Raw genomic sequence first — 24,048 nt, forward strand, 5'->3', positions numbered from 1 at the left:
CGGCGGTGTAATAGCGTCGGGGGTCTGGCTCGGTCATAAGGGTGTGGGCAATGGCAGATTCTCCCCCGAACGCGACCGGCCGGATCTTCATCAGCTACCGGCGGGAAGAGACCGCGTACCCGGCCGGCTGGCTGTACGACCGGCTGGCTGACCGGTACGGCGGCGGGCAGGTCTTCAAGGACGTCGACTCCATCCAGCTGGGCGACGACTTCGTCGAGGCGATCACCCGGGCCGTCGGGTCCTGCGACGTGGTGCTGGTGCTGATCGGCGACGAGTGGCTCACCACAGCCGATGAGCACGGCCGGCGCCGGCTCGACGACCCTGACGACTTCGTGCGCCTCGAAGTCCAGGCCGCCCTCACCCGCAACGTCCGGGTGATCCCCATCCTGGTGGACAAGGCGAGGATGCCACGGGCCGACGAGCTGCCAGAGAGCCTGGCGCGGCTCACGCGCCGGCAGGCCCTGGAGTTCAGCCCGGCTCGCTTCGAGTTCGACACCAGCCGGCTGTTCAAGGTCCTGGACACCACCCTTGCCGAGGTGCGGAGAAACCAGGACCACGGCGGGATGGCGGCCGGGGCGGGAAGCGCCACGGCCGCTGTATCGGACCGGGAGACGCCCGGGCCGGTTCCGGCCGCGTCCCACCCCGGGGACAGGCAGCGCCGGCCCCTCCCCAAGCGGGCGCTGGTCCTGGCAGGGGCGGCCGCCGTCGTCGTCGTGGTCCTGCTCGTGGTCCTCCTCGTGGCGAACCTGCAGCCGAGATCGTCGCCGGATGCCAACTCCGGCGGCGGGGCGCCGGTCGGGGTAGGCGGCGGGATCGAAATCGACTCCTCGCCGGTGACGAGCGAAGACGGCCTGCGCCTGACGGGGCTGCAGGCGGCAAGCCGGCGCGATCCTGAGTCTCCCCGGTGGGTGACACCGTCACGGTGAGCTATGACCTGACCAACACGACGGACCAGCGGCTGGAGCTGGAGTACACGTTTGTGGGGGTGCGGGACCCGTCTGACGAACACCGGGATACCGAGGACATGAACGAAGGAAAGGTCCTTGAGCCTGGCGAAACCGTCGACGCCCAGGGTCGGGTCCTGATCGACAGCGCCGGCTCGTGGACAATCTGGCCCTGCTATGTGCTGGCCGGGGAACGCTTCTGCCCTGACAGGTGGCAGGAGTTCTTCGTCCTGGCCGAATAGCCGGCGTCGGTCGAAGGGGATACGGATGGAGCACCGGGAGCATGGACCCGTGCGGGCGCGGCGGATCAAGGCCGTCCCTCCGCCGGCCACGGCGGATCCCACCTGGGACCGGCTGGAGGACCAGATCACCTGGTACGACAGCAGGAGCGGGGACAACCAGCGGCGCTACAAGTGGCTGAAGCTCCTGGAACTGGCGGTCGCGGCGGCGCTGCCGGTGGTGGCCGGCATCGGCAGCCCGGCCCTGGCGACCGGAGCGCTGGCCGCCGTCATCGTGGTCCTGGAGGGCGCCCAGCACCTCTACCAGTTCCAGGAGCGCTGGATCACGTACCGTTCCACCGCGGAGGCGCTCAAGCACGAGCGCTACCTGTACCTGGCCAAGGCCGGACCCTGACCTCGGCGCGGACCGGCACCGGCAGCTGGCGGAGCGGATCGAGGGCCTGATCTCCCAGGAGCACGCCAAGTGGACCACCAGCCAGCAGCAGGCGCCGAAGACTTCGGAAGGCGGTTAGGCCGCGGAAAGGGGTGGAACAGCGAGGACCGGTGAAGTGATCAGTGCCCGGTCATAAAGGACCAAAGCGTTGTTCTCGATGACCAGCTTCCTTGCTGTCACGAGCTCGGTGATCTTGTCCCTGGTCAGGCGCATGACCCTGTTGTGGCGGTAGACCTTTCCTTCTGATTCGTAAAAGTAGGCGTCTTCTTCGCGGATGTGGAACTTCACGTTCGGGACCCGCTCGGCGCGGAGCTCACCGCACAAGTGTTCATCCGTGGTGCTCACCAGGAACTGGTAGGCCTGGCCGGTGTCGTTGCGGACCCGGTAGTCCAGGTAGTTGTAGATGATCGAGGTCCCCGAGCCGAACGGGATCTGGCGGTTGAAGTCCGGAAAAAGATCCAGGTCGCCGTGATGGTGGTGTTCCACGACGGTCAGTTCACTGTGCAGGACCATCCAGTGCAGGAGGTTGGTGAACTGGCACAGCCCTCCCCCGATGCCCGAGTCGGAGCGGCCGTGATTGATGACCAGGCCTTCCCGGTATCCCTTGGCCTCCGTACAGCTGCCCACGAGCTTCCAGAAGGAGAAGGTCTCCCCCGGGCGGATCACCACCGAGTTCACCAGGGCAGCCGCGATGCCGAGGCTCACGGCCTTGTTCTCCTGCAGGTGCAGGTCGACATTGCCGAGCTTCCGCCGGATCAAGGAATTGTGGCGGTACACGAGTGCAGGCAGGGGTTCCTCATGCCGCTGGCGGGCGAAGACTGCGGTGGAGAGGAGATCCTGGACCCGCCGGTTGAGGATCATGCGCTGGACCGACATGCGGTACGTCAGTGGCGAGATTTCGCAGAACAGCTTCCGTGGCACTGTTTCCCCAATAACAAGCCCCGAAGGGCGCCCTGGCGTACGGACCTCCGCCGCCGGACACATCTTCCCCAACGGTGGGTGACAACGGGAAATCTACTCCCCGGGAGTGCTGGACGCCAGTAAGCCCGCCCTCCTCGGGGCAATAAATAGGTGATTGACGGGGCGATCACTGGTCGCTACGCTTCACTCACCGCGCGCTGGGGAGCCCGACGAGAAAACGAAAGGACCCCCACAATGAACCGCATTTCGCGCTTGTTTGTCGCCTCCTGCGCAGGCGTCGCCCTCACCTTCACTGCCTCTCCAGCCTTGGCAGCGCATACCGACGACGGTGCCGGAGCCCACGTGGAACACAACGAATTCGTCTTCGATGATGGAACCACCTACGAGTACCGCCACGTAGTGCGGAACCATGGCGGCTACTACAACACAACCAATTCCCGTGACCAGTGGGACTCCCCGGATGAGAGCACCCAGTACTCGCTCGACTGGAAACAGCACTATGTCGAGCTCGGAAACGTGACGAAGCTGGGCAGCCAATACACGACCACCGAGAATGGCGAGACGTGCCGCACCACCACGGTGTTTGTCGAAGCAAACGGCGAGACGCGCAGGGTGAAGGATGACTTATGCTGAGCCGCAGCTGACCGCCCGCGGACCTACTCGGCGATGTCCTCGGACCAGAGTTCAGGGTGGGCGGACTGGAAGGCGTGCATCATGTCCACGCACCGCTGATCATCCAGGACCACCACCTCAACCCCGCGTGACCGCAGAAGCTCAAGTTCGCCGTCGAACGTCCGTGCCTCCCCCACCACCACGCGGGGAATCTTGAACTGGATGATGGTGCCGGCGCACATGGCGCAAGGGGCCAGGGTGGTGTAGAGGGTGGTGTCCCGGTAGCTTTTCTGCCGGCCGGCGGCGCGGAGCGCGGACATTTCCCCGTGCGCGATCGGATCGGCGTTTTGGACCCGTTCGTTGTGCCCGCTGGCCACGATCATGCCGCCCCGGACGAGCGCTGCGCCGATGGGAATACCGCCTTCAGCCAGGCTCTTTTCCGCGGCCTGGTAGGCGGCTTCAAACCCGGGGTCGGCGGTGGCTTGCGGCACGGTGAAGTGGTGCTGTTCGTGGGTCATGGCGTCATTCTTGCATGCGGCGTTCAGGCAGGCTCGTCGGCCACCCGCCGGTACGAGGACCCGGAGGCCGTCCTTTCCAGCAGCTCGAAGTCGACGAGATACCTCCGCAACAAGACGACGTCGTCGGTGTAGTTCAGGAGCCGCTCGTTGACCTGCCGCTCGGTGAGGTCCTCCCCCGGCTTGATCGCCTGGCCCACCACCCAAGCGAGGAGCTGCCGCCGGTCCGCCGGGCTGGCCGGGTACCGGTCGATCCGGCCAAGCCGCAGGAAGCGGTCCACCCCGGTCTTCGGCTGGCGCTTCGGGTGCTGCGACAGGAGATCCCGGAAGACCGCGTCAGAAGCCTCAAGTCCCTTGTCGCCGGACCACTCGACCAGGCCGGCTTCCAGGAGCATCCCAATGGCCTTGGAGCGCCGCTGTTCCTTCGCGTCGGGAAGGACGTCTTCACCCAGCACAATCTGCGCGTACGCTGTCCGCGCCTCCCGGCTGGCAAGCGCGGCCATGACCCTGCGCCAGTGCGGTCCGCTCAGACCAGAGACTCCGTTCAAGGCCACCTCCCAGGGCTGCAGCGGGCAGCATCTTCTTAAGCAGGATTTTCATCATTCGCCATCGCTTCGACCCAATCAATGGCTTCGTCCGGGAAATAGTGGCCCGGTTCCCCGCCCTGGCCTGCCCACCACGGATCGGTGCCGGCCGGTCCCCCGGCGCGGGCGATCTCGGCCACCACGTCTTCCGGCACCACGCCGCCGTTGTTCTCAATCAGCCATTCCCGCGTGGATGGCTGCAGCCTTGTCCACCATTGCTCGATGCCCATACGCGAAGTCTTCCACGAAGGGCATTGCTATAGCAGGACTGATTCGAGCCAAAAAGCCCAATCTTGCACTTGGCTGGGCGGGAGGACTCATGCCGGATAGGCCTTGCGGCAGGACCGCCGCGCCGGTGATGATGACGTAGCGCACGAGGCGCGACTGGTTTTGGGCGTGGGGGTCCCTTGGCTGGCTGAGCTCCCCAGAAGGCCATCGTTGCTGCACTTTCCTTCCGCCAATTCAGCTGCCCACCGTCCCTCCCCGCGCGATGTTGCGAAGCTCAGCGAGCTGCTCGACCACGACGTCTGGGCGTTCAGCAACTGCCGGGTCGACGCACCGGGCAGGCCGGTGGCGGAGGTGGACTGGTTCTTCTACAACGCCCGGCACGGGACGCTGATGGTCAGCGAGTGGAAGGGCTTCCCCCAGCGGGTCGTGTGTGCGGCGGACACGGGGGCGCGGTGGGAGCTGGAGGGCGGGCTGATGATGGCCAACCCCGTGGAGCAGGTATCGCGCCAACTCGACGCCGTCCGGTCAGCCCTGCGGATCTCGATCCTTCCGGAGCATTTCCCGGGCTTCGACCCCGTGCAGTTGCGCCTCATGCAGAGCGTGTACTCCCCGCAGGTGGATGAGCGGACCGTCATTGAGCGCATCCGCTGGGGCAGGGTCTACGGCAGCCTGCCGGACCTGGCCGCTGTCCTGTCGGCTGCCACGAGTCCGGCGCCGCTTATCCTGCCCGACGGCGGCACGCGGCTCGGCCTCGCCGCCGCCCTGTGTGCGCTGTTCCGCACCAGCCTTCCGGCTGATGTGAAAGCCAAGCTCCAGGGGTCGAAGCAGAGCGAGAACGCGAGCCGGGCCCAGCGGATCAGCGCGATACACCGCCAGATCGCCGCGCTGCACGGGGAGCTTGCCGACCTGATGCTGGCGGGCACCCCACTAGATGATCACAGTGCCCGGCATCCCGCTGCTTCCACACCCGCACCGGCGCCCGCACCAGCCAAGGCCGCAACCCCGCCGGCGGCGACGGCCAAAGCTCCCGGGCTGACCGAGCAGCAGCGGATGCAGGCTCATCTCGACAGGACCTTCAAGGGTGTCAACGGCAGCAAGGACGCCGCGGCCAAGGCGCTGGAACGGGCATGGCGGTCGGTGCTTAATGATCCGCATCTTCACGGGGACACCGGCATCAGCGTTTCCATGTTCGGAGCGGTTGGCGCACCGCTAGTGAAGCAGCACCACGGATCACTCCCCAAGGTGCTTGGCATGCAGCTGCGCAAGTGGTGCGTGCTGCAGGCACGGGCCGTGGGAATGAACCCCTTGGACGTCCCAGGCCAGCCGTCGAACATCCGCGTGCGTTAGGCCGACTGCGGGTTCACAGACTGGGGGCTGGCCGCAAGACGGCCGCGACGGCTTCGACGGCGGATCGGGGACTCGTGAGGAGAGGTGTTTCGAGCCCGGCGAGGAGGGCGGCGGCAGGTTCCATGCTGGCCTGGGCGAGGACGACGGCGTCGCAACGGGCTGCGAGCGGACGCGCCGCCTTGGCGATGCTTGCGTGATAGGCCTCCGCATCGCCCGCCAGGAACGACTCCCACGCACCTTCCACAACGCTGGCCTCCACGTTGATGTCGGCTCCGGCTTCCGCCGCCTCCTCGGCGAGGAGGCGGGTGGTTGGTTCGACGGTGCTGGTGAGCGCCACCAGGACTCCGATCCGCGGCCCGAGGGTCACGGCCCGGCGGAGCATGGGCCGGTCGATCCGGATGACCTTCAGGCCGTCGCCCGCGAGTTCCTCCGCGATCCCGCCCAGGGTGGAGCAGGTGCAGAGGACTACCTCGCACCCGTCGCCGCGGAGTTCCGTGAGGTGGGCGGCGACGACGGCCCGTACGCCCTCCGCCGTCGTGTCCTGCCGGGCAAGCTCGAGGGCGGCGGGATCTACGCGGTGGACGGTGTCGGCGGAGGGCAGGAGCTCCCGGCCCAAGGCCTCGAACGCCGCCACGTGGACCTCCGCCGTGTGGAGGAAGCCGACCGTGGGGGCAGTGTCGGGGCCAAGTTCGGTCATGGAGCCTGACTGTAACAGGCATGTGGCTAGGGCGCCCTCACCCGGACTTCGCCGCGGTCAGACAAGAGGCGTGATGGGAGTGACGGAGAACGGTACGGCCAGCAGTGACTGCACCTTTTTCACGAATTCCTTCACATGGTCTTCTTCGTTGTGGGCCGCAAGGTCCTCGTGCCGGGCCCAGCCTTCAAAGAGGACAAACGTACCCGGCCTCTGACCGTCAGCGAAGACCGTGTATTCGAGGCATCCGGCGTCTTTTCTGCTCGCTGACTGCAGCCTGGCGAGTGCTTCCTGAAGCTCCGCTTCTTGCCCTGGTTTTGCGATAAACACTGGCATTAGCCAGACTTGCGCTTCTTCTTGGATGGCAGTTGTATCTGGCAATTTGTGCGTCCTCCGCTGTCCCTGTGCCGGGACGGGAGGGGCGGCCCGGCCGCCCCTCCCGTCTGGTCAACTGTTGATCTGCTGAACCTCGACCCACGATTCCTTCGCAGCGGACTCGACGATTGCGTCGTCAATGAGGGCCACCTGGTATCCGTCGGCAAAACTCGGGCTGACACTGCCGCCTTCTGCGATGGCCTTGAAGAAGTCGTAAGCCTCGATGATCTTCGTTTCACCGTATCCGATGCCGAGCGCAGGGATGGGCCAGAGTCCTTCACCATAGGGGTGGGAAGGTCCGGTGTAGACAGTGCGGAATCCGCGGCGGTCACCCGGGTCGGACGCGAAGCAGACCTGCAGCTCGTCGCGCCGCTCGTAGTTGAACACGATGCTGCCTTCGGTGCCATGGATTTCGAAGGTGATGTAGTTGTTCCTGCCATAGGCGTTGCGGGTCGCTTCCACGGACCCCACGGCACCGTTGGCGAAGCGGATCATGGTCATCACTTCGTCATCCACATCAACCTGGCCGCGGGGCCCTTCTCCGCCACGCACAGTGCCGAGCGCGTCTGCGCCACCGGACTGCAGCGGCCGCTCGGGAATCCAGGTGGACAGGACGGCATTGACGGCGCTGAACTCGCCCACGAGGTAGCGCGCCATATCGATGACGTGCGTTGCGATGTCGCCGAGGGCGCCGGAACCTGCGATGGATTTCTGGAAGCGCCAGGAGAGCGGTGAGTTGGGGTCCGCGCTCCAGTCCTGCAGGTAGGTCCCGCGGAAGCTGAGGATGCGGCCAATGGCGCCTTCCTCGATGTATTTCTTTGCCAGCGCAACAGCAGGGGTCCTCCGGTAGTTGAAGGCCACCATGTGAACGAGGTTCTTGTCCTTGACCGCGTCGTACATCGCCTTGGATTCTTCGCCCGTACGGGCCAGGGGCTTTTCGCAGATGATGTGCTTGCCGGCCTCTGCGGCGGCAATGGCAATCTCGGCGTGGAGGTGGTTGGGCGTTGCAATGTCGACGACGTGTATGTCCGGATCGTCGATGATGCTGCGCCAGTCGGAGGTGGACTTTTCGAAGCCGAAGCGGCGGGCCGCTTCCGAAGCAAGGTCCTCGTTGGCTTCAGCGATGACCTTTCGGACCGGCAATGCCGGTGCGGGCCAGAAGAACATGGGCATGGCGGCGTAGGCCAGCGAGTGGGCCTTGCCCATGAAGCCGCCTCCGATGAGGCCGACGTTGAGGTTCTGCATGTGAATCCTTTTCCTTCCGGAAGGCAGGGCAAATGCCGTCCATGGCAGTGCCCTGCGGTTGAAAATTAGTGAGAGAGGAGCTCTTCCAGGTACTTCTTGCTGATGGCGGCTGCTTCCCGGGGGTCGCCGTCGTAGTTGTCGAGTTCGACCATGAGCCAGCTGTCATACCCGCTTTCCCGGATGGCAGCGATGATGTCCGGGAAGTCCAGCTCGCCCTGCCCCAGAGGGAGGAAAGTGAAGGGAGCCTGCTGGAAATCCTTGAGGTGGACGTGCCGGATACGGTCCGGGTATTTCCGGATGACTGCGGCCGGGTCGGCCCCGCCCGCGGCAAGATGGGCGGTGTCCGGGCAGAAGCCGATCCGGGTGAGCGGCATCAGTTTGTCCAGTTCATCCGGGCTCTCCACGATGGTGCTCAGGTGCGGGTGGTAGCTCGCCGACAACCCGAAGCTTTCTGCGATGTCAGTTACCTTGTCCAGCCCTTCGCCGAGCCGCCGGTAGTCTTCCTCGGTGGTGCCGGCCGCGCGGCGGGCTCCGCCTCCTACTACCAGCCGTTCGGCCCCGAAGTTTGCGGCCAACTCGGCAGCCCGGTGGATCCGGTGCAGCTCGTCCGGAAGGATGTCAGCGTAGATGAAGTTCGCCCCGGTGTAGACGCTTGTCAGTTCTACGCCGGCGTACCCGCGATTTCCTTGAGTTCTTCAGGCTTATCTGCGTACTCCGCGAGGTTTCCGTCGAACATTTCAACACCCTGGTAGCCGACTGAGGCGATGTCCTGGACGGCGTCCCGCATGGACCCGTGGGTCAGGTAGAAGAGGTCCTTCACGCTTGTTACGCCTTGCGGGTGGCCGACGACGCCGCCCCAGGTGATGGAACAGTAACCGAGTTTCATTGCTTCTGCCTTTCAGGAGCCGAAGAGGAGGAGGTGGGTGGCATGTGCGCTACTTCTTCCGTGCCAGGGCGACGGCCAGGATGATGATTGCGCCGCGGACCACCTGCTGCTGGCTGCTGTCGAGCCCGGCAAGGATCAGTCCGTTGTTGATGAGCCCGATCAGCAGGGCACCGAAGAGGGTTCCGATGATGGAGCCGAACCCGCCGAAGAGGCTGGTTCCACCCAGGATGACGGCAGCGATGGCGGAGAGTTCGTCTCCCGATCCCCACTGGAAGCGACCGGACTGGAGACGGCCGGCGTACAGCATGCCGGCGACGCTTGCCGCCATGGCTGAGATGAGGAGCACCTGAATTTGATGCGCTTGGTGTTGATGCCGGTGAACTCCGCGGCATTGCGGTTGCCGCCCGTGGCCAGGACCTGGCGGCCGAACTTGGTGCGGTTCAGCACGACGGCGCCGATGGCCACGAAGACCGCGCTCCAGACCACCAGGCCCGGAATAGGACCGAAGTTGCCGGATCCAAACAGCATGTTGAACGTGTCATTCAGGATGGGCTGGGGCGCCGACGCCGTAATCCACTGCGCAACGCCCACGGCTATCCCCAGCATGCCCAGTGTCACCAGGAAGGACGGTATGCCAAGGAGGCTTACCAGGGCACCGTTGATCGAGCCGACCACCAGTCCGACGGCGAGCCCTGCCAGGATCCCGGGGATCAGGCCAAACTGGGACAGGGCCATCGCAGTGCACACACTTGAGAGCCCGGCCACGGACCCGACGCTGAGGTCGATTTCTGCACAGGCGATCACGTAGGTCATGCCGACGGCGATGACGGTGATGGTGGCGGTCTGCCGGAAGATGTTCAGCAGGTTGTTCGGCGACAGGAAGCCCTGGTCGCGGAGCAGGACGGCGAAGAAAAGGAAGACGACGACGAAGCCGATGTAGATGACGTAGCGACGCCAGTCGAGGTCTTTGAGGATGGCGCCGAAATTGCGGGATGCCGCGGTGTCCCGGGGCGCGATGGTGTTTGCCTTGCTCACTTTCAGACTCCCTGTACTGCGAGTTGGAGATATTCCTCGTCAGCGATGTCGCTGCGGGGTATATCGCGGATGATGGAGCCGTCCTTCAGGACGAGGACGCGGTCGCTGACCGCGAGTAGTTCCGGGTACTCGGAAGAGATGACGATGACAGCCTTGCCGGCGCTGGCCAGCTCGCGGATCATGTCCAGGATTTCGCTCTTGGTGCCGATGTCGACGCCCGCCGTTGGCTCGTCCAGGATCAGGATGTCCGGATCGGTGCCCAGCCACTTGGCGATCACCACTTTCTGCTGGTTGCCGCCGGAGAGGAGCCGTACCGGGCGGTGCGGGTGGGCCACCTTCACTGCGAACCTTTTGATCAGGGAGGAGGACAATTCCTTGCCCTTGGCGCCGTCCAGGAGGGGTCCCCGCTGGATCTTCCCGAGGAGGGGAAGCAGCAGGTTGTCCTGGACCGAGTGCTCCAGGACGAGGCCCTGGGCCCTGCGGTCCTCCGGGATGAGGGCGAGGCCCGCGTCGATGGCCTGCTGGGGCGAGCCAAGCGTGACCTTCTTGCCCCGCAGGAGAACCTCGCCGCTGTCCGCCTTGTCAATGCCGAAGAGGGTGCGGGCGAGTTCGGTTCGACCGCTTCCCATCAGCCCTGCCAGCCCGAGGATTTCGCCGGGCCGGAGCGCGAAGGAAACGTCCCGAACCCGTGGCCCCGCGTTGAGCCCTCGGACCTCCAGCAGCGGCGCCCCGTCATGCACTGCGTGGTCACGGGCACGATAGGAAAGCTGGCCTTCGATCTTCTTGCCGACGATGCCTTCCACGATCTGTTCGGGAGTGACGTCCGTCAGCGGGGCTGTGAGGAGGTGCCGGCCGTCGCGGAGGATGGTGATCCTGTCCGCGAGCCTGTACACCTCATCCATGCGGTGTGAGATGTAGATGATCGAGATCCCGCGCTGCTTGAGGCGGTCAATAAGTTCGAAGAGTGCCTCGGACTCATGCCGGGCCAGGCTTGCAGTGGGCTCATCCATGATCAGCACCTGGGCGTTCTGCGCGAGCGCCTTGGCGATCTCGGTCAGCTGCCAATATGCGGTGCCGAGCCGCGAGACCTCGGCGCGGGGATCGACGTCGACCTCCATCTCGTTGAAGACTTCCCTGGCCCGGCGCACCGCGGCACGGTCATCGATGAGTCCGGCAGTGCCGAGCGGTTCCGCGGCAAGGAAGATGTTCTTTGCAACAGTCAGGCTCGGTACCAGGCTGAACTCCTGGAAGACCATTCCTATCCCGGCTGCCTTCGCGTCGTGGATGGAGTTGATGGCGGCGGGTTTGCCGCCAATGAGGATCTCGCCGGCGTCTGCCTGGTACACGCCCTGGAGGATCTTCATGAGCGTGGACTTCCCTGCGCCGTTGCCGCCTGCGAGCGCGTGGACCTCGCCCTTGCGGACGTCGAAATCTACGTCCTTCAATACGGGAACGCCGTTGAAGCCCTTGGAAATCGAGCGCATCTCGACGACATTGTCTGCGGTGTTCATCGTTGCCCTTTCGGCGCGGTGCGGGGGTGGGCCCCCGCACCGCCGGTTTTGGCTACTGCTTGTAGGAGTCCTGGATATCCTTGGGGGCGTCCTCGTGGTAGACCTGCTTCCAGGCTTCCAGGACGTTGGAGTGGTCAACCGGGAGTGCACTCAGCGCCACATAAGCGGGCGCTTCCTTGCCGATGAGCGCCCCTGCAGCCAGCCGGGCTTCGGTGACACCCTGGTCGAACGGAACCTGTGCTCCCAGGCCGACGACGAGTTCATCCTTTGCGAGGGCAATCGCGACGTTCTTGCCGAGGTCCTCGGTGGCGATCTTCAGGTCCTGCCGGCCGGCGGCGCGTGCTGCTGCCATCACGCCTTCTGCGGGAACATCCCACACCGCCCAGATGCCGGACAGGTCAGGGTACTTGCTCAGCATTGCGTTGGCGGCAGCCTGGGCGTCGCCGGCGAAATCCGGACCGGCAATGCCCTTCTCCTCGACGACCTGGATCTCCGGGTATTCCTTCGTGATCGTTTCCTTGAAGCCCTCATAGCGCTGCTTGGTCACGAAGAAGTCGGCCTGGTGGAAGACAAGCCCGATCTTCCCCTTGCCGCCGAGCGCCTTGGCCATCTGGTGGGCAGAAACCACGCCGTTCCCGAAGTTGTCAGCGGAAACAACAGACACGTAGTCCTGCCCGGCGGTCAGCCCCTGGGGAACGTTGTCCATGAAGACGAGTTTCGTGCCGGCTTCCGCGACCTTCTTGTAGGCGGAGGCCGTGGCCACAGGATCCGTGGGGATGGAGACGATGATGTCAGGGTCCTGCGTCATGACAGTTTCGATATCCGAAACCTGCTTGTCCGGCTTGAAGTTCGCGTCGGTTGTGGCGATGACCTTGATGCCGAGTTTTTCGAACTCGCTCTTAAGTCCGTTGACCTGGGCGGTAGCCCAGTCGTTGCCGCCGTAATGCATCACGACGGCGGCCTTTGCGTTTAGTGCCTTGACCTTCTCGATCTCTTCGGGAGTCAGCTCTGCTGCGGACGCCGGGGAGGGCGTCTCGCCGTTGGGTCCCTTGCTCAGGACCTGTCCCCTGATCTCCTCAAGGGCCTGCTGGGCCTTCTCGGACACGCCGGCGTCGGGAGCGTTAGACGTGCCTGTTGTCGAACTGCTGCAGGAAGCGACGGAAAGTGACAGGACTGCGGCAAGGGCCACAATGGGAAGCCTGCGGATCATCATTGTTCTCCAGTGCTTTGGGTGGATGGGTAGGGGTGGATGCCTGGGATGGATCAGGCGAGGGCAATGGCCAGGGCGGCCGGAACCGGGAAAGCACGAGTCGGCCGGAGGCCGAGGCTGTGCGGATTGCAGCGGCCTTGTCTGAAGCTTTCAGGAGCTCCTCTGCATGGGCTCTGTCGACGAAGAAGCCCAGGGAACACGGCCCGTGGTGGGTTTGAACCCACTTCACTGCCTCATTGGCCGCTTTCGCCATGTCACTGCCCGGTTCGGCGGCCGGGCCGCGAACGGTGGACACTGACACGGGTTTGCCCGAGTTGTCGACTGAGACGACCAGGCTCGCCCACAGAAGATCGTCATCGAAGATTCCGACGACCGCCGAGGTGCCGGCAGCCACAAACGCATTGACAGCGGCTCCAAGCTCGCCGGGCGCCGCATCCTCCAGGAGCACTTCGAGATGGTCCCACTGGGCCTGGTCGACATCCCGAAGCCGGGCAGCCGGATCGAGCGCGAGTGCGTGGGCGATGCGGTGGGACATCCCGCTCCTTTCGTCATTGAAATGTTGCTCCGTTAGCGTTTACGAATTTACCGTGAACGTTTACGGCCACTATCGTAAACGTTCACGGAGAACGGTGTCAAGCATCACATCTTGGGCTATTCCAGCGGGCGGTGACGTCCGGGCCGACGTAAGATCAAAAGGCACGGAACCTCGAGGTTGCGGGCGTGAGGTGCAAGACAGGAGAGAGTGTGGCAGGCGTGACTGTTCCACCTGAGGCAAACGAGAAGCTGCCGGATGCCCCACCGCGGCGCCGGAAGCCCACCATCAACGACGTAGCAAGTATGGCCGGGGTTTCCTTCGGCACGGTCTCGCGGGTCCTCAACGGCGCTCCTGATGTCAGCGCCGCAACCCGCGAACGCGTTCTTCAGATCATCAAGGACATCGGCTACCGGCGGAACCGGGCAGCCACGGCGCTGGTCACCAGCAAGTCCACGTCCATCGGCATACTGTCCGACGGCTCGCCCCGGTTCGGCCCGGTGGGGACGCTGATGGCCCTCGAGAACGTTGCCCGCAAGAAGGGTTACGCCACAACCGTCATCAGCGTCGAAAAGCCTTACGAAGAGTCGGCTCAGGCAGCGCTCGACACCTTGGACGATACCGGCGTGGGCGGAATCATCGTCATTGCCCCAATGGTGGACATGGCAGCAGCCGTCTGGAATGCCACGTGCCGCGTACCGGTGGAAATGATTGCCGCCGGAGCCTCGTCAACTCCCAACGTCTTCACCTACTCCGAGAACCAGGAGCTGGGAGCGAGGCTCGCCACCCAGCACCTCATAGACCTGGGTCATACCGACATCGCGCACATTGCCGGTTCCATGGACTGGTTCGATGGCCGGGTCCGCAAGCGCGGCTGGGAAGCGGCGCTGCGGGATGCAGGACTCGAGCCGGGGCTGTGCATCGAAGGTGATTGGAGCCCCAAGTGGGCCTACGAGACGGGTCTCCGGCTGGTACGCGAGGGAAGGGTTCCGCAGGCAATTTTCGCCGCGAGCGACCACACCGCGCTCGGGCTGATCCGCGCTTTCGCCGAGAACGGCATCCGGGTTCCGGACGATGTCAGCATCGTCGGGTTCGATGACATTGAAGGGTCAGACTATTTCCTGCCTCCCCTGACCACCGTGCGCCAGGACTTCACGGCATTGGCGCTCATGAGCACCGAGGTGCTCCTCGGGGCCATGGAGGGACGGGAGGTCGACCGCACGCCGATCCCGCCGACCCTTGTGGTGCGCGACAGCTCCATCCGCGCTGGCGCCCATGGCAGCACTGTGCCGCAGCAGCATTAGTGCGTCCCGGGCTCATCTTGCTATGCACCGCGCAAGGCGGCCCGGGCAATGGGTCAAATGCCGCCGCCGCCTTCCCGGCACCTCATAAGACTGGTGCCGGCACACCGGAGGCGAGCGCCGAGCGAGGTTTGTGCTCATTCCTATGGCTCGTATGCCAAATTGTCGCAGCTTGCACTTCGTGAGTCTGTAGGCTTGACCACGCAGCCAGGCTTCCCTTGAGGATCGATGGATAGAGTGGAGAGGGTCCGTGGCAGGAGTAGTGAGGCAACAAGACGCCGAGGCAAGACCGCCTAGATCATCGTCGCCCCGCAAGCCGAACATCACCGATGTTGCACGGATCGCGGGCGTCTCCTACGGGACCGTATCGCGGGTCCTTAACAATGCTCCGGACGTCAATGCTGCAACCCGTGAACGGGTCCGGCAAGTCATAAAGGACATCGGGTATCGCCGCAACCGTGCAGCTACCACCTTGGTGACCAGCCGATCGACGTCCATTGGCATTCTCACTGACGGCTCCCCGCGCTTCGGACCAGTGGGCACGCTGATGGCCCTCGAAAACACGGCCCGAAAGAAGGGTTACTCCACCACCGTCGTGACAGTCGAGGCGCCTTACGGGGACTCCGTGCAAAAGGCCCTGGACACGTTGGACGATATCGGCGTGGACGGAATCATCGTCATCGCGCCGATCGTATCAATGGCCTCGGCAGTCTGGAGCGCCTCGGTCCGGGTTCCGGTCGAGATGATCGCCGCGGGGGCCACATCGACACCCAACGTCTTCACGTACTTCGAAAACCAGGAGCTGGGGGCACGCTTGGCGACTGAGCATCTTATCGAACTGGGTCACACCGACATCGCCCATCTCGCAGGCTCCATGGACTGGTTTGATGGGCGCGTCCGCAAGCAGGGATGGGAAGCCGCGCTACGAGATGCGGGACTGCTCCCCGGACTGTGCCTTGAGGGAGACTGGAGCCCCAAGTGGGCCTACGAGACAGGCTTGCGACTGGTTGAGGAGGGCAACATTCCCCAAGCCATAGTTGCCGCCAGCGATCACACTGCTTTGGGGGTGATCCGGGCCTTTGCTGAAAAAGGTGTGCGCGTACCTGAGGACGTCAGCATCGTCGGCTTCGACGACATTGAGGGATCCGACTACTTCCTGCCCCCACTGACGACCGTCCGACAGGATTTCACCGCTCTCGCGGACGCCAGCATCGAAGTCCTCCTGGGCGCAATAGGCGGCCGCGAGGTGGACCGCACCCCAAGCCCGCCGACGCTCGTTGTCCGGATGAGCTCCGCCCCCGCAGTTACCCAGCGCAGTTAGCTTCGCAAACTTCCGATAATTCTTCTTGTGTGACCCTTGACACGTCGACCGTAAACGTTCACGATGGTTAGACCGTAAACGATCACGGAAAAACTCGACGAAGAGGAAGGAGCGCGAAATGGTTGAGAACATCCTGCAGATCCTGGCGCTCCGTCCCTACGTCGAACTACGCAACCCGGACGCAGAGGGGCGCACGTCCAAGAACTGCTCACGGAGACGGGCTGCACGGGCGATGACGTCACGCTCGGCATCCTGCGCTTCATCCCCCTACACTCCACAGCGGTCGTCGGCGTCTTCGAGGCCGGCGTCCTGTGGGCAAGCCTGGTCGTCTCTGTTGACTCCTAAGGTTCGCCCGCGTCGATCACGACCGTGGACAGCGGTGCCGTTGAGCCGCGGAGGGACCTTGGGCAATGGCGGGACAGGCAGTCCAGTGGGTTCAAGCCCACTATGGACCTTGCTCCCTGGGCCTCTTCCTGGTCAGACACCACGCGGAAATGTTCCTGAAGGCCTCAGACAAGGCTGCCGCCATCCGCGCAGCATCGGCCGCGGGAGGCCTCGTCCTGTCGCCGCTGCCCCCTGCCCTCGCGACGGCACTCGCCTGAACCGTCGCTCCTCAATTACCCAATAGCAGCACCAACGCCACACACCGAGAAATGTCATGCCCAAAAAGGGCGCCATCGGGGTCACCGTCGACCAACTGAAGGGAAACGAGAATGAGAAAGTCCGCAACAGCTGGGGTCATTGCCCTTGCGACAATGGCTTCGCTACTGGCAGGCTGCGCTTCGGACACAGGAGGTGCACCCGCTGGCGCCGAGAATCCGCTTGCCCAGGTAAAGGCAGCAGACCTGGTGCCGAGGCCATCGTCGGCCTCGGTCCGAAGGGCGTTAAGTCGGGACCCTCGACGACATCAAGCTCACTGAAGAGGAAGTCAACCAAGCCAAGCAGAAGAAGTTTCGGGTCGGCATCGTCATGCAGACCATGAACATCGAGTGGTCCACCGAGCAGGTCCGGGGCATCACCGAGCGGCTCAAGAAATACGACGCCGAGGTCGTAGGGGTTGCCGATCCCAACTTCGACGTCCAGAAGCAGGTGTCCAGCATCGAGAATATGATCCAGCTGAAGCCGGACGCGATCATCAGCATCCCGGTGGATGACACAGCGACGGCCGAAGCGTATCGCAAGATCGGTGCTGCCGGCATCAAACTCATCATGATGGATAACGTGCCCTCGGGGCTGGAGTACCCCAAGGACTACCAGGGCATGGTCTCTTCGGACAACCAGGGCAACGGCGCCGTCTGCGCTGAGGCGCTGGCCAAGTACATCCCCGAAGGCGGCACGGTGGGCGTGCTTGACTTCGGTGTGGACTTCTTCGTGACGAAGGAACGCATGAAGGGTTTCGTCGACTGGATGAAGGATAACCGCCCCGACATCAAGATCAAGGTTGCCGAGTTCCTGGATCCGGCCAACTCCGGTAAGGATGCCGGCAATTTCCTCACCGCGAACCCCGACGTCCAGGGAATGTTCACCGAGTGGGAAGTCCCGGCAGTGGGAATTGACCAGGCGCTGCGGGCGCAGGGCAAGACGATGCCGATAACAGCGGTCAACATTGCCTCCGACGTAGCGGCCGACCTCGCGACCGGAGGGAACATTAAGGCCCTCAGCGCCCAGGTCCCTTACGACCAGGGCCTCGCCGAGGCCGACATGGCGGTAAAGGTCCTGTTGGGTGGCACTGCTCCCAATTGGCTTGCTTTCCCGGCCGTGCCCGTTCTGCAGAATAACCTCCTGGACGCGTGGAAGCAGGTATACCACCAGGATCCCCCAGCCAGCTGACCGAGGCCTGCAAGTCAACCGAGGGCTGCGCGTAAGCCCCGCCTGCCAAACCCATAAATACCAATAGAAAAAGGAGCTGCAATTCATGGAAATCATCCAGGACCACAACGGCGTACCTGCTAAGCACGGACGCGCATTCGTCAACGGAGTCAGGCTGCACTACTCCATCGCCGGAGAGGGTGAGCCCCTGTTCCTGCTGCATGGCGTGCCGAAGACCTCCTACCACTGGCGCCGGGTCATCCCGCTGCTCACCCCGTACTACACCGTCATCGCACCGGATCTACGGGGCCTGGGCGATTCAGAACACCCCCAGGGCGGCTTCGACATGAAGAACATGGCCGAGGACATAGCCCAGCTGGCCACGCACTTGGGCTACGAGACCTTCTACCTCGTCGGTGAAGACTGGGGAGCCTCCACGGCCTACCAGGTCGCCGCTCAGTATCCCGAGCGGGTGAAGAAACTCGTCTACCAGGAGATGATCCTTCCCGGTTTCGGACTGGAAGACTACTCATTCCTGACAAAGGAGAACGTCAGCACCTATGTATGGCTCTGGCACATCAACTTCTACAACGTGCCGGACTTCCCGGAACTGCTGATCACCGGCAAGGAACGGGAGTATTTCAACTACTTCATCAAGCATGAGACGCACAACCCGCAGGCGATCACCCCTGACGCCTTGGATGAGTACGTCCGCTGCTATTCCTCGCCGGGTGGGCTGCGGAGCATGTTCGCTATCTACCGAGCCACACTCGAGGATGCCGAGCAGAACCATGAGGCGGCAAAGACCAAACTCACCATGCCCGTCCTGGCCGTGGGAAGCGAGTACTTCATCGGGGCGGACAACGAGCGGCAGATGCGCGAAGTTGCTGAGGACGTAAGGGGCGTCATCCTGCCCTGGGGTCACCAGCTGGCAGAAGAGGATCCGGAGGCTCTCGCAGAGGCCTATCTGCAGTTCTTCAAGGAGTAGCGGAAACACACTGCGCGGGGCAGCTGTCCGGCTGCCCCGCGCACATCCCGGGGACCGATCGGGGGCATCCGACAAACCGCCGGCAATATTCCCACAACCACTTTTCATTCCTCAGGTTGAAGTCCGCCAGCCGGATTCCCTGGCCATCAGAAGGACCACTGTCATGACACGCAGAAAGACGTTTTCCGCCGCGGCCGGGCTGCTTACCGCGATCGCTATCTCGCTGACCGGATGTTCCAGCGACGCCGGCAGCAGCGGAACATCCCAGAGCGCCAACGCAGTCGACGCCGCCTCGATCTCCCCCGCGGGAATCGTGGGCAAGGGAAAGAACGGGGAGGAACCCGCCCTTGCGGACGCCCTCAAGCTCAGCGATGAAGACAAGAAGAAGGTGGCTGAGGGCAAGTTCTCTGTCGGCATCTCCATGAACACCATGGACATCGATTGGTCCCGCCTGACCATCGAAGGCATTCAAAAGACCCTCGACGAACTCGGCGTAGAGGTTGTCGGAGTTACGGATGCGAAGTTCAAAGTCCAGCAGCAGATTGCAGACCTGGAAAACCTGATCACCAAGAAGCCGGACCTGATCATCAGCATCCCCACTGATGACGTAGCCACCGCACAGACCTACAAGAAAGTCGCGGATGCCGGCATCAAGCTCGTGTTCATCCACATGCCTGCCTCCGGACTCTCATACCCTTCCGACTACCAGGCAGTGATCGCTCCGGACAACCAGGGCAACGGCCAGATTGCCGCTGCAGCCCTGTCGGAGTTCATCCCGGAGAACGGTACCGCCGGCATCGTGGACTTCGCAGTTGATTTCTACACCACGAACCAGCGCACCGAGCGCGTTAAGGAATGGTTCAAGGAGAACCGCCCAGATGTGAAAATCAAGGAAGTCGGCTTCACGGACACCAACGCCGTCGGGCCGGCCGCAGCCAATTTCATGACGGCAAACCCTGACGTTAACGGGCTCTTTGTTATCTGGGATTCACCCGCTATGCAGTCCGTCGCCGCCCTCCGAAACGCCGGAGTCAATGTCCCGATCACGACCATCGATCTGGGCACAGAGGTCGCCGTGGAGATGGCCAGCGGCGGCTACATCAAGGCTATTGGTGCCCAGGAGCCCTACAACCAGGGAGTCGCGGAGGGCCTGGCAGCCGCACACGCTCTGATCGGCAACAAGGTCCCCGCGTGGGTCGCCCTCCCGGCCGTCGCAGTGACACCGGGGAACCTTCTGGAGAAGTACGAGGAGATCTTCCATTCCGAACCGCCCAGGAAGTCCTCGACGCATGCGAGACCTCGGGACTCTGCGGAGGTAAGTGACATGGCCAACATCAGCAAGCAAACAGCAATTAATGACACAGGCATAAGAACCCCGACGGACGCGGCGGAAGCCAGCGGAGCGGGGCAGGGCAACAGTAAGCCGCTGCTCCACGCCCTTGGTGTCAGCAAGGCTTTCAGCGGAGTCTATGCGCTGAAGGACGTCGACTTCGATCTGCGTCCCGGCGAGGTCCACGCACTGCTGGGGCCCAACGGCGCCGGGAAGTCTACATTGATAAAGATCCTCGATGGCGTCCAGCCCCAGGATGAAGGAGTTGTGGAGGTGGACGGGCGCGAACGCGTCCAATCAGACATCGCGACGGTTTTCCAGGAGCTCAGCCTGGTCCCAACACTCTCGGTGGCACAGAACATCTTCCTCGGCAACGAACTGCGAAACGCCTTCGGGATGGTGCAGAAGAAGAAGATGAACGCCGTCGCCAAGGAACTCATCGACTCGCTGGGTTTGCACCTGCCGCCCGGGGAATTGGTCGAGAACCTCTCGGTTGCTTCCCGCCAGCTTGTCGAGATCGCCAAGGCCGTCCATCGAGACGCCCGGGTCCTGGTGCTGGACGAGCCGACCTCGACGCTGACCAAAGCAGACCAGCTGCTGCTGTTCAACAGCATCCGCGACATCCAGAAGTCAGGCGTGGGCATCATCTACGTTACCCATAGGCTTACCGAGGTCTTTGAGCTGGCGGACCGGGTTACGATCATCCGCGACGGCAGGAAGGTGCTGACCGCTGACGTGGCCGATTTGGAGATGAGCTCGTTGGTCCGCGAGATCACGGGCGCTGAACCCCAGGAACCAGGGCCTCCAAAGGAGGCGTTTGACCGGTTCGCGCACCCCGAGCTGCTGGCCAGCTCCTCCGGCGGGCCGAAGCTCGAGGTCACCGAGCTCGCCGGGGACCGCTTCTCGGACATCAGCTTTACTGCTGAGGCCGGGCGGATTGTTGGCATCGCAGGTCTAATCGGTACCGGCCGCACCGAGCTGTTGGAAACGATCGGCGGGATGCGCCGCAGCACTGCCGGGGAAATCAGGCTCAACGGTCGGACAGTCAGTTTCAAGCACCCTTGGCAGGCGCTCAGCGCAGGAGTCGCACTCGTCCCCGAGGACCGGCACCGTTCGGGCCTCGTGATGCAGCACTCGATCCAGCGAAACCTCGCCCTGGCACACTACAAGTCACTGCGCAAGGGCGGCCTCGTCGATAACAGGGCTGCACGGTCACTGATCAGCGGACTCGTGGAGACACTGCAGGTGAAGACGAACTCGATCGACAGCCCCGTCCAGACATTGTCCGGCGGCAACCAGCAGAAAGTCGTCTTCGCCAAATGGCTTCAGCCTGGCATGCACCTCTTACTTCTCGACGAACCGACTCAGGGCGTGGATGTTCGCGCTCGGCAGGAGATCTACCGGGTCATCCACAGGTTCGCGGAAGAGGGAGCGGCGATCATCGTCGCCTCCTCCGACTTCGTCGAGCTGCAGGAGCTGTGCGACGAAATCTACTTCATGACATCCACGTCCATGAGCGAGCCGGAAAAGGTCACGCCGGACATGACAGATCAGTACATTTATTCGAGACTCAATGAAAGGGTTCGTGAGAGCCATGAGCGCGATCACCAACAGCTTTAGCCTGACCCGGCCGCAATGGGGCAGCCGGTCCCCCCTCGACTTCATCCGCGAATACTTCGTGTACATCGCGCTCGTGGGCCTGGTGCTCTTCTTCTCCATTGCCTCGCCCGTCTTCTTCAGCGTGCAGAACTTTGCCAACGTGGGCAGACAAACGGCGATCGTGTCCATCATCGCCGTCGGCGTCACCCTCGTCATTGTCAACGCTCAGATCGACCTCTCCGTCGGCAGCGTATTCGCGCTCTCCGGAATGGCTTCCGCCTTGGCACTCCAGCACATCTCGAACTTCTGGGTGCTCGGTGCTCTAGCAGCCATCTCCGTCGGTGTCCTGTTCGGGTTCGTCAATGGTTTGCTGACCGTCAAGCTCGGAATCCCCAGCTTCCTGGTCACCCTGGGCATGCTCGGCGTCGCACGTGGTATCGCATTGCTTATCACGGACACCCGCCCGGTGATCATCGCCAACCGTCCGTACTTCAGCATCTTCGGCGACAGCAACATCCTCGGCGTTCCCATCGCCGTGGTCTGGACCATCGTGATTGTTGCGCTTGGCTTCCTGCTCCTGCACAAGAGCGTCTTCGGGCTCCGGGTCTTCGCCACCGGCGGTAATCCCCAAGCGGCACGCTTCACCGGCGTCAAGACCCACCGCACCGTGATTCTGTCATTCGTCATCACGGGCGCCCTCGTCGGTCTGGCGTCGCTCCTGTTCACCGGCATCGCCCACGCGGCCCGCCCCGACGTCGGCGTCGGCCTCGAACTGGACGTCATCGCCGCAGTCATCCTGGGCGGTGTCAGCCTCTTCGGCGGCAGGGGAACTGTCATCGGAGCCCTTGCGGGATCCCTGATCATCGGCATGATGAACAATGGCTTGGTCCTCATGGGCGTCGATTCCTCGGTGCAGCAGATCATCAAGGGCGCCATCATCATTGCCGCAGTGTCCCTCAGTAAGAAATAGCAGAACCCGCAAAGGAGCGATTCACATGTCAGCAATTGAAACAGAGAACACTGGTTTCTTCCGGGTCGCCCGGAACAACGACGGAGCGTGGAGCTTCGTCGACCCCGAGGGCAAACCCTTCCTCTCCCTTGCCCTCAACCACCTCGACGACACTGACCTGCGCTACCCGCACAACGTGGAAATCTTCGAGCGCAAGTATGGCTCCCGTGAGTCCTGGACAAAGGGCGTCGTCCGTGACCTCAAGGACCTTAACTTCAACACCATCGGCTGGACCTCCCAGTACATCAGCGGCGGCTGGGGCGAGGCGTTGGACTGGTTCGGGGACCCCGTTGATCTCGGCCACTCCCTGCCTTGGCCCGATCAACACCTGCTGGACGCAGGTATGCCCTACGTCGTGCAAATCCGCGTGCAGGAGATCGAGGACTGGAACGGACACCCCGCCTTCCGGGACGTCTTCGGGGAGGACTTCCAGAAGTACGCGGACTGGATTGCTCGACGGATGGTCTCCGACCACAAGAACAGCCGAAACCTGATCGGCTACTTTCTCGTGGACATCCCGGCCTGGCTGCCCCACGCAGCCGGCAGGTTTTGGCCCGGATTCGAGGGGCTCAGCCAGGAAGAACACGACCAAAAGCTCTTCGACGTCGCCACCCAGTACTACAAAACCATTACCGAGGCCATCCGCCGGTATGACCCTAACCACCTGATCCTCGGCGACCGCTACAACGGCAATAAGGGAATCCCGGAAGCGGCCCTGCGTGCGATGGTTCCCTTCGTGGACGTGCTCTCCGTCCAGTACTTCACCGGGAAGTCGGACGAGGAATACAAGTCGATGATTGATGACCTTCGCCGCTGGCACGACCTGACCGGCAAGCCTGTAGTCATCGCTGACATCGGCAACTGGGTACCCACGGACATGAACCCCCACCGAACCAGTGACATGAGCACACATGCCGAACGCGGCGCGGACTACGCAAACGGGCTGGCGAGGGTTGTGGCCGAGCCATGGATCATCGGTTGGCACTGGTGCGGCTACATCGAAAACCTCGGCCGGGGCTGGGGCATCAAGGATCCGCAGGACGAGTTCTATACCGACATGACCGACCAGATCCGCGAAGCCAACGCCAAAGCACAGGCCGTGGCCGAGCACCGCAAGTGACAGCCGGCCTGTCTTGATCGGGGCCGCCGGGCGTGTGTAAACCGCCCGGCGGGCACCTGGACTATAGGCCCCGGCCGTTCAACAACGGATTGGGCGCATCGCCTGCCATGAACGCGTCCCAGCCCCTTCAGCAACGCTGACCTCGAACGTGATGTCGGCTCCAGCTTCCGACGCCTCCTCGGCGAGGAAGAGTGGAGCAGGTGCAGAGGACATCGGACCGGTCGCCGCGGAGTGCCGCGAGGTGGGCGGCGACGAGGGCG

At 63.4% G+C, this 24,048-nt stretch carries 25 protein-coding genes and 1 pseudogene; 13 read left to right on the top strand and 13 right to left on the bottom strand.

All coding sequences use genetic code 11. The annotated features are described in order from the left end of the window. The first annotated feature begins 50 nt into the window (after nucleotides 1-50). Genes ACPEE0_RS14380 through ACPEE0_RS14390 form a run of 3 tightly spaced genes read left to right on the top strand, consistent with a single transcriptional unit; the run spans nucleotide 51 to nucleotide 1,577 of the window. Nucleotides 51-926 (top strand): toll/interleukin-1 receptor domain-containing protein, encoded by an 876-nt coding sequence (locus tag ACPEE0_RS14380; RefSeq protein ID WP_424574699.1) that lies wholly within the window; start codon nucleotides 51-53, stop codon nucleotides 924-926. Next, nucleotides 905-1,186, top strand: a complete 282-nt coding sequence (locus tag ACPEE0_RS14385; protein ID WP_424574700.1) for a hypothetical protein — start codon at nucleotides 905-907, stop codon at nucleotides 1,184-1,186. Before ACPEE0_RS14380 ends, ACPEE0_RS14385 begins: the two co-directional genes overlap by 22 nt. Nucleotides 1,187-1,211: 25 nt before the next feature. Next, nucleotides 1,212-1,577 carry a DUF4231 domain-containing protein gene (locus ACPEE0_RS14390; protein ID WP_424574701.1) on the top strand — a complete coding sequence of 122 codons (366 nt, stop codon included), beginning with the start codon at nucleotides 1,212-1,214 and terminating at the stop codon, nucleotides 1,575-1,577. Nucleotides 1,578-1,691: 114 nt separating this feature from the next. Here ACPEE0_RS14390 and ACPEE0_RS14395 read toward each other — a convergent pair whose 3' ends face one another. Further along, nucleotides 1,692-2,537, bottom strand: coding sequence for a VanW family protein (locus ACPEE0_RS14395; RefSeq protein ID WP_424574702.1), 846 nt, complete (start codon nucleotides 2,535-2,537; stop codon nucleotides 1,692-1,694). 234 nt (nucleotides 2,538-2,771) lie between these two features. On the opposite strand from ACPEE0_RS14395, the gene ACPEE0_RS14400 reads away from it, so the two are divergent. Continuing rightward, nucleotides 2,772-3,170 (top strand): hypothetical protein, encoded by a 399-nt coding sequence (locus ACPEE0_RS14400; RefSeq protein WP_424574703.1) that lies wholly within the window; start codon nucleotides 2,772-2,774, stop codon nucleotides 3,168-3,170. Nucleotides 3,171-3,193: 23 nt separating this feature from the next. Here the strand turns inward: ACPEE0_RS14400 and ACPEE0_RS14405 are convergent, their stop codons facing one another. Genes ACPEE0_RS14405 through ACPEE0_RS14415 form a run of 3 tightly spaced genes read right to left on the bottom strand, consistent with a single transcriptional unit; the run spans nucleotide 3,194 to nucleotide 4,478 of the window. Beyond that, a complete protein-coding gene (locus ACPEE0_RS14405) occupies nucleotides 3,194-3,667 on the bottom strand; it encodes a nucleoside deaminase (RefSeq protein ID WP_424574704.1) in 474 nt (157 codons plus the stop codon). 23 nt (nucleotides 3,668-3,690) lie between these two features. Continuing rightward, nucleotides 3,691-4,212: a DUF2087 domain-containing protein gene (locus ACPEE0_RS14410; RefSeq protein WP_424574705.1), complete on the bottom strand. Its 522-nt coding sequence runs from the start codon at nucleotides 4,210-4,212 to the stop codon at nucleotides 3,691-3,693. Nucleotides 4,213-4,247: 35 nt separating this feature from the next. After that, complete coding sequence (locus tag ACPEE0_RS14415; RefSeq protein ID WP_424574706.1) at nucleotides 4,248-4,478, bottom strand: hypothetical protein; 231 nt, start codon at nucleotides 4,476-4,478, stop codon at nucleotides 4,248-4,250. A 208-nt stretch (nucleotides 4,479-4,686) separates the two neighbouring features. On the opposite strand from ACPEE0_RS14415, the gene ACPEE0_RS14420 reads away from it, so the two are divergent. Beyond that, the gene (locus ACPEE0_RS14420; protein ID WP_424574707.1) at nucleotides 4,687-5,823 is read left to right on the top strand and encodes a hypothetical protein; all 1,137 of its coding nucleotides are present in this window, start codon (nucleotides 4,687-4,689) and stop codon (nucleotides 5,821-5,823) included. A gap of 13 nt (nucleotides 5,824-5,836) precedes the next feature. Here the strand turns inward: ACPEE0_RS14420 and ACPEE0_RS14425 are convergent, their stop codons facing one another. From ACPEE0_RS14425 to ACPEE0_RS14465, 9 genes and pseudogenes are all read right to left on the bottom strand, one after another. Next, nucleotides 5,837-6,520 (bottom strand): hypothetical protein, encoded by a 684-nt coding sequence (locus ACPEE0_RS14425; RefSeq protein WP_424574708.1) that lies wholly within the window; start codon nucleotides 6,518-6,520, stop codon nucleotides 5,837-5,839. 57 nt (nucleotides 6,521-6,577) lie between these two features. Continuing rightward, nucleotides 6,578-6,898, bottom strand: coding sequence for a putative quinol monooxygenase (locus ACPEE0_RS14430; protein ID WP_424574709.1), 321 nt, complete (start codon nucleotides 6,896-6,898; stop codon nucleotides 6,578-6,580). Nucleotides 6,899-6,964: 66 nt separating this feature from the next. Further along, nucleotides 6,965-8,137: a Gfo/Idh/MocA family protein gene (locus ACPEE0_RS14435; RefSeq protein WP_133351255.1), complete on the bottom strand. Its 1,173-nt coding sequence runs from the start codon at nucleotides 8,135-8,137 to the stop codon at nucleotides 6,965-6,967. Nucleotides 8,138-8,202: 65 nt separating this feature from the next. Then, nucleotides 8,203-8,712 (bottom strand): sugar phosphate isomerase/epimerase family protein, encoded by a 510-nt coding sequence (locus tag ACPEE0_RS14440; RefSeq protein ID WP_424574710.1) that lies wholly within the window; start codon nucleotides 8,710-8,712, stop codon nucleotides 8,203-8,205. Nucleotides 8,713-8,798: 86 nt separating this feature from the next. Then, nucleotides 8,799-9,023, bottom strand: a complete 225-nt coding sequence (locus ACPEE0_RS14445) for a hypothetical protein (RefSeq protein ID WP_424574711.1) — start codon at nucleotides 9,021-9,023, stop codon at nucleotides 8,799-8,801. 49 nt (nucleotides 9,024-9,072) lie between these two features. Next, nucleotides 9,073-9,836: pseudogene (locus ACPEE0_RS14450) on the bottom strand (ABC transporter permease). Between the two features lie 224 nt (nucleotides 9,837-10,060). Further along, nucleotides 10,061-11,569, bottom strand: coding sequence for a sugar ABC transporter ATP-binding protein (locus ACPEE0_RS14455; protein WP_424574712.1), 1,509 nt, complete (start codon nucleotides 11,567-11,569; stop codon nucleotides 10,061-10,063). 52 nt (nucleotides 11,570-11,621) lie between these two features. After that, nucleotides 11,622-12,758, bottom strand: a complete 1,137-nt coding sequence (locus tag ACPEE0_RS14460; RefSeq protein WP_424574713.1) for a substrate-binding domain-containing protein — start codon at nucleotides 12,756-12,758, stop codon at nucleotides 11,622-11,624. Continuing rightward, nucleotides 12,691-13,314 carry a hypothetical protein gene (locus ACPEE0_RS14465; RefSeq protein WP_424574714.1) on the bottom strand — a complete coding sequence of 208 codons (624 nt, stop codon included), beginning with the start codon at nucleotides 13,312-13,314 and terminating at the stop codon, nucleotides 12,691-12,693. Before ACPEE0_RS14465 ends, ACPEE0_RS14460 begins: the two co-directional genes overlap by 68 nt. Before the next feature lie 209 nt (nucleotides 13,315-13,523). Here ACPEE0_RS14465 and ACPEE0_RS14470 point away from each other — a divergent pair, with 209 nt between their 5' ends. The 8 genes from ACPEE0_RS14470 (at nucleotide 13,524) to ACPEE0_RS14505 (ending at nucleotide 23,788) form a co-directional block, all read left to right on the top strand. Beyond that, nucleotides 13,524-14,615, top strand: a complete 1,092-nt coding sequence (locus ACPEE0_RS14470) for a LacI family DNA-binding transcriptional regulator (protein ID WP_424574715.1) — start codon at nucleotides 13,524-13,526, stop codon at nucleotides 14,613-14,615. Nucleotides 14,616-14,874: 259 nt separating this feature from the next. Then, a complete protein-coding gene (locus tag ACPEE0_RS14475) occupies nucleotides 14,875-15,933 on the top strand; it encodes a LacI family DNA-binding transcriptional regulator (RefSeq protein ID WP_424574716.1) in 1,059 nt (352 codons plus the stop codon). Nucleotides 15,934-16,343: 410 nt separating this feature from the next. After that, complete coding sequence (locus ACPEE0_RS14480; RefSeq protein ID WP_240685113.1) at nucleotides 16,344-16,535, top strand: hypothetical protein; 192 nt, start codon at nucleotides 16,344-16,346, stop codon at nucleotides 16,533-16,535. Nucleotides 16,536-16,902: 367 nt separating this feature from the next. Beyond that, nucleotides 16,903-17,763: a substrate-binding domain-containing protein gene (locus ACPEE0_RS14485; protein WP_424574717.1), complete on the top strand. Its 861-nt coding sequence runs from the start codon at nucleotides 16,903-16,905 to the stop codon at nucleotides 17,761-17,763. An 85-nt stretch (nucleotides 17,764-17,848) separates the two neighbouring features. Beyond that, nucleotides 17,849-18,730, top strand: coding sequence for an alpha/beta fold hydrolase (locus ACPEE0_RS14490; protein WP_133351269.1), 882 nt, complete (start codon nucleotides 17,849-17,851; stop codon nucleotides 18,728-18,730). 163 nt (nucleotides 18,731-18,893) lie between these two features. Beyond that, nucleotides 18,894-21,680 (top strand): ATP-binding cassette domain-containing protein, encoded by a 2,787-nt coding sequence (locus tag ACPEE0_RS14495; protein ID WP_424574718.1) that lies wholly within the window; start codon nucleotides 18,894-18,896, stop codon nucleotides 21,678-21,680. Next, entirely contained in the window at nucleotides 21,655-22,629 is a 975-nt protein-coding gene (locus tag ACPEE0_RS14500; RefSeq protein ID WP_133351275.1) for an ABC transporter permease, read from the top strand. The genes ACPEE0_RS14495 and ACPEE0_RS14500 overlap by 26 nt, the downstream gene beginning before the upstream one ends. 25 nt (nucleotides 22,630-22,654) lie before the next feature. Beyond that, complete coding sequence (locus tag ACPEE0_RS14505; protein ID WP_424574719.1) at nucleotides 22,655-23,788, top strand: agarase; 1,134 nt, start codon at nucleotides 22,655-22,657, stop codon at nucleotides 23,786-23,788. Nucleotides 23,789-24,048 lie beyond the last annotated feature (260 nt).

It is taken from the genome of Arthrobacter sp. SD76, assembly GCF_049726125.1.
Taxonomy (GTDB): domain Bacteria; phylum Actinomycetota; class Actinomycetes; order Actinomycetales; family Micrococcaceae; genus Arthrobacter; species Arthrobacter nitrophenolicus.

Bases quoted from the DNA above. Each gene is read 5' to 3' on its own strand.
- ACPEE0_RS14380 (WP_424574699.1), top strand. From the start codon at position 51: ATGGCAGATTCTCCCCCGAACGCGACCGGCCGGATCTTCATCAGCTAC.
- ACPEE0_RS14390 (WP_424574701.1), top strand. From the start codon at position 1,212: ATGGAGCACCGGGAGCATGGACCCGTGCGGGCGCGGCGGATCAAGGCC.
- ACPEE0_RS14400 (WP_424574703.1), top strand. From the start codon at position 2,772: ATGAACCGCATTTCGCGCTTGTTTGTCGCCTCCTGCGCAGGCGTCGCC.
- ACPEE0_RS14405 (WP_424574704.1), bottom strand. From the start codon at position 3,667: ATGACCCACGAACAGCACCACTTCACCGTGCCGCAAGCCACCGCCGAC.
- ACPEE0_RS14415 (WP_424574706.1), bottom strand. From the start codon at position 4,478: ATGGGCATCGAGCAATGGTGGACAAGGCTGCAGCCATCCACGCGGGAA.
- ACPEE0_RS14425 (WP_424574708.1), bottom strand. From the start codon at position 6,520: ATGACCGAACTTGGCCCCGACACTGCCCCCACGGTCGGCTTCCTCCAC.
- ACPEE0_RS14435 (WP_133351255.1), bottom strand. From the start codon at position 8,137: ATGCAGAACCTCAACGTCGGCCTCATCGGAGGCGGCTTCATGGGCAAG.
- ACPEE0_RS14445 (WP_424574711.1), bottom strand. From the start codon at position 9,023: ATGAAACTCGGTTACTGTTCCATCACCTGGGGCGGCGTCGTCGGCCAC.
- ACPEE0_RS14455 (WP_424574712.1), bottom strand. From the start codon at position 11,569: ATGAACACCGCAGACAATGTCGTCGAGATGCGCTCGATTTCCAAGGGC.
- ACPEE0_RS14465 (WP_424574714.1), bottom strand. From the start codon at position 13,314: ATGTCCCACCGCATCGCCCACGCACTCGCGCTCGATCCGGCTGCCCGG.
- ACPEE0_RS14480 (WP_240685113.1), top strand. From the start codon at position 16,344: ATGGCGGGACAGGCAGTCCAGTGGGTTCAAGCCCACTATGGACCTTGC.
- ACPEE0_RS14485 (WP_424574717.1), top strand. From the start codon at position 16,903: ATGCAGACCATGAACATCGAGTGGTCCACCGAGCAGGTCCGGGGCATC.
- ACPEE0_RS14490 (WP_133351269.1), top strand. From the start codon at position 17,849: ATGGAAATCATCCAGGACCACAACGGCGTACCTGCTAAGCACGGACGC.
- ACPEE0_RS14495 (WP_424574718.1), top strand. From the start codon at position 18,894: ATGACACGCAGAAAGACGTTTTCCGCCGCGGCCGGGCTGCTTACCGCG.
- ACPEE0_RS14500 (WP_133351275.1), top strand. From the start codon at position 21,655: ATGAGCGCGATCACCAACAGCTTTAGCCTGACCCGGCCGCAATGGGGC.
- ACPEE0_RS14505 (WP_424574719.1), top strand. From the start codon at position 22,655: ATGTCAGCAATTGAAACAGAGAACACTGGTTTCTTCCGGGTCGCCCGG.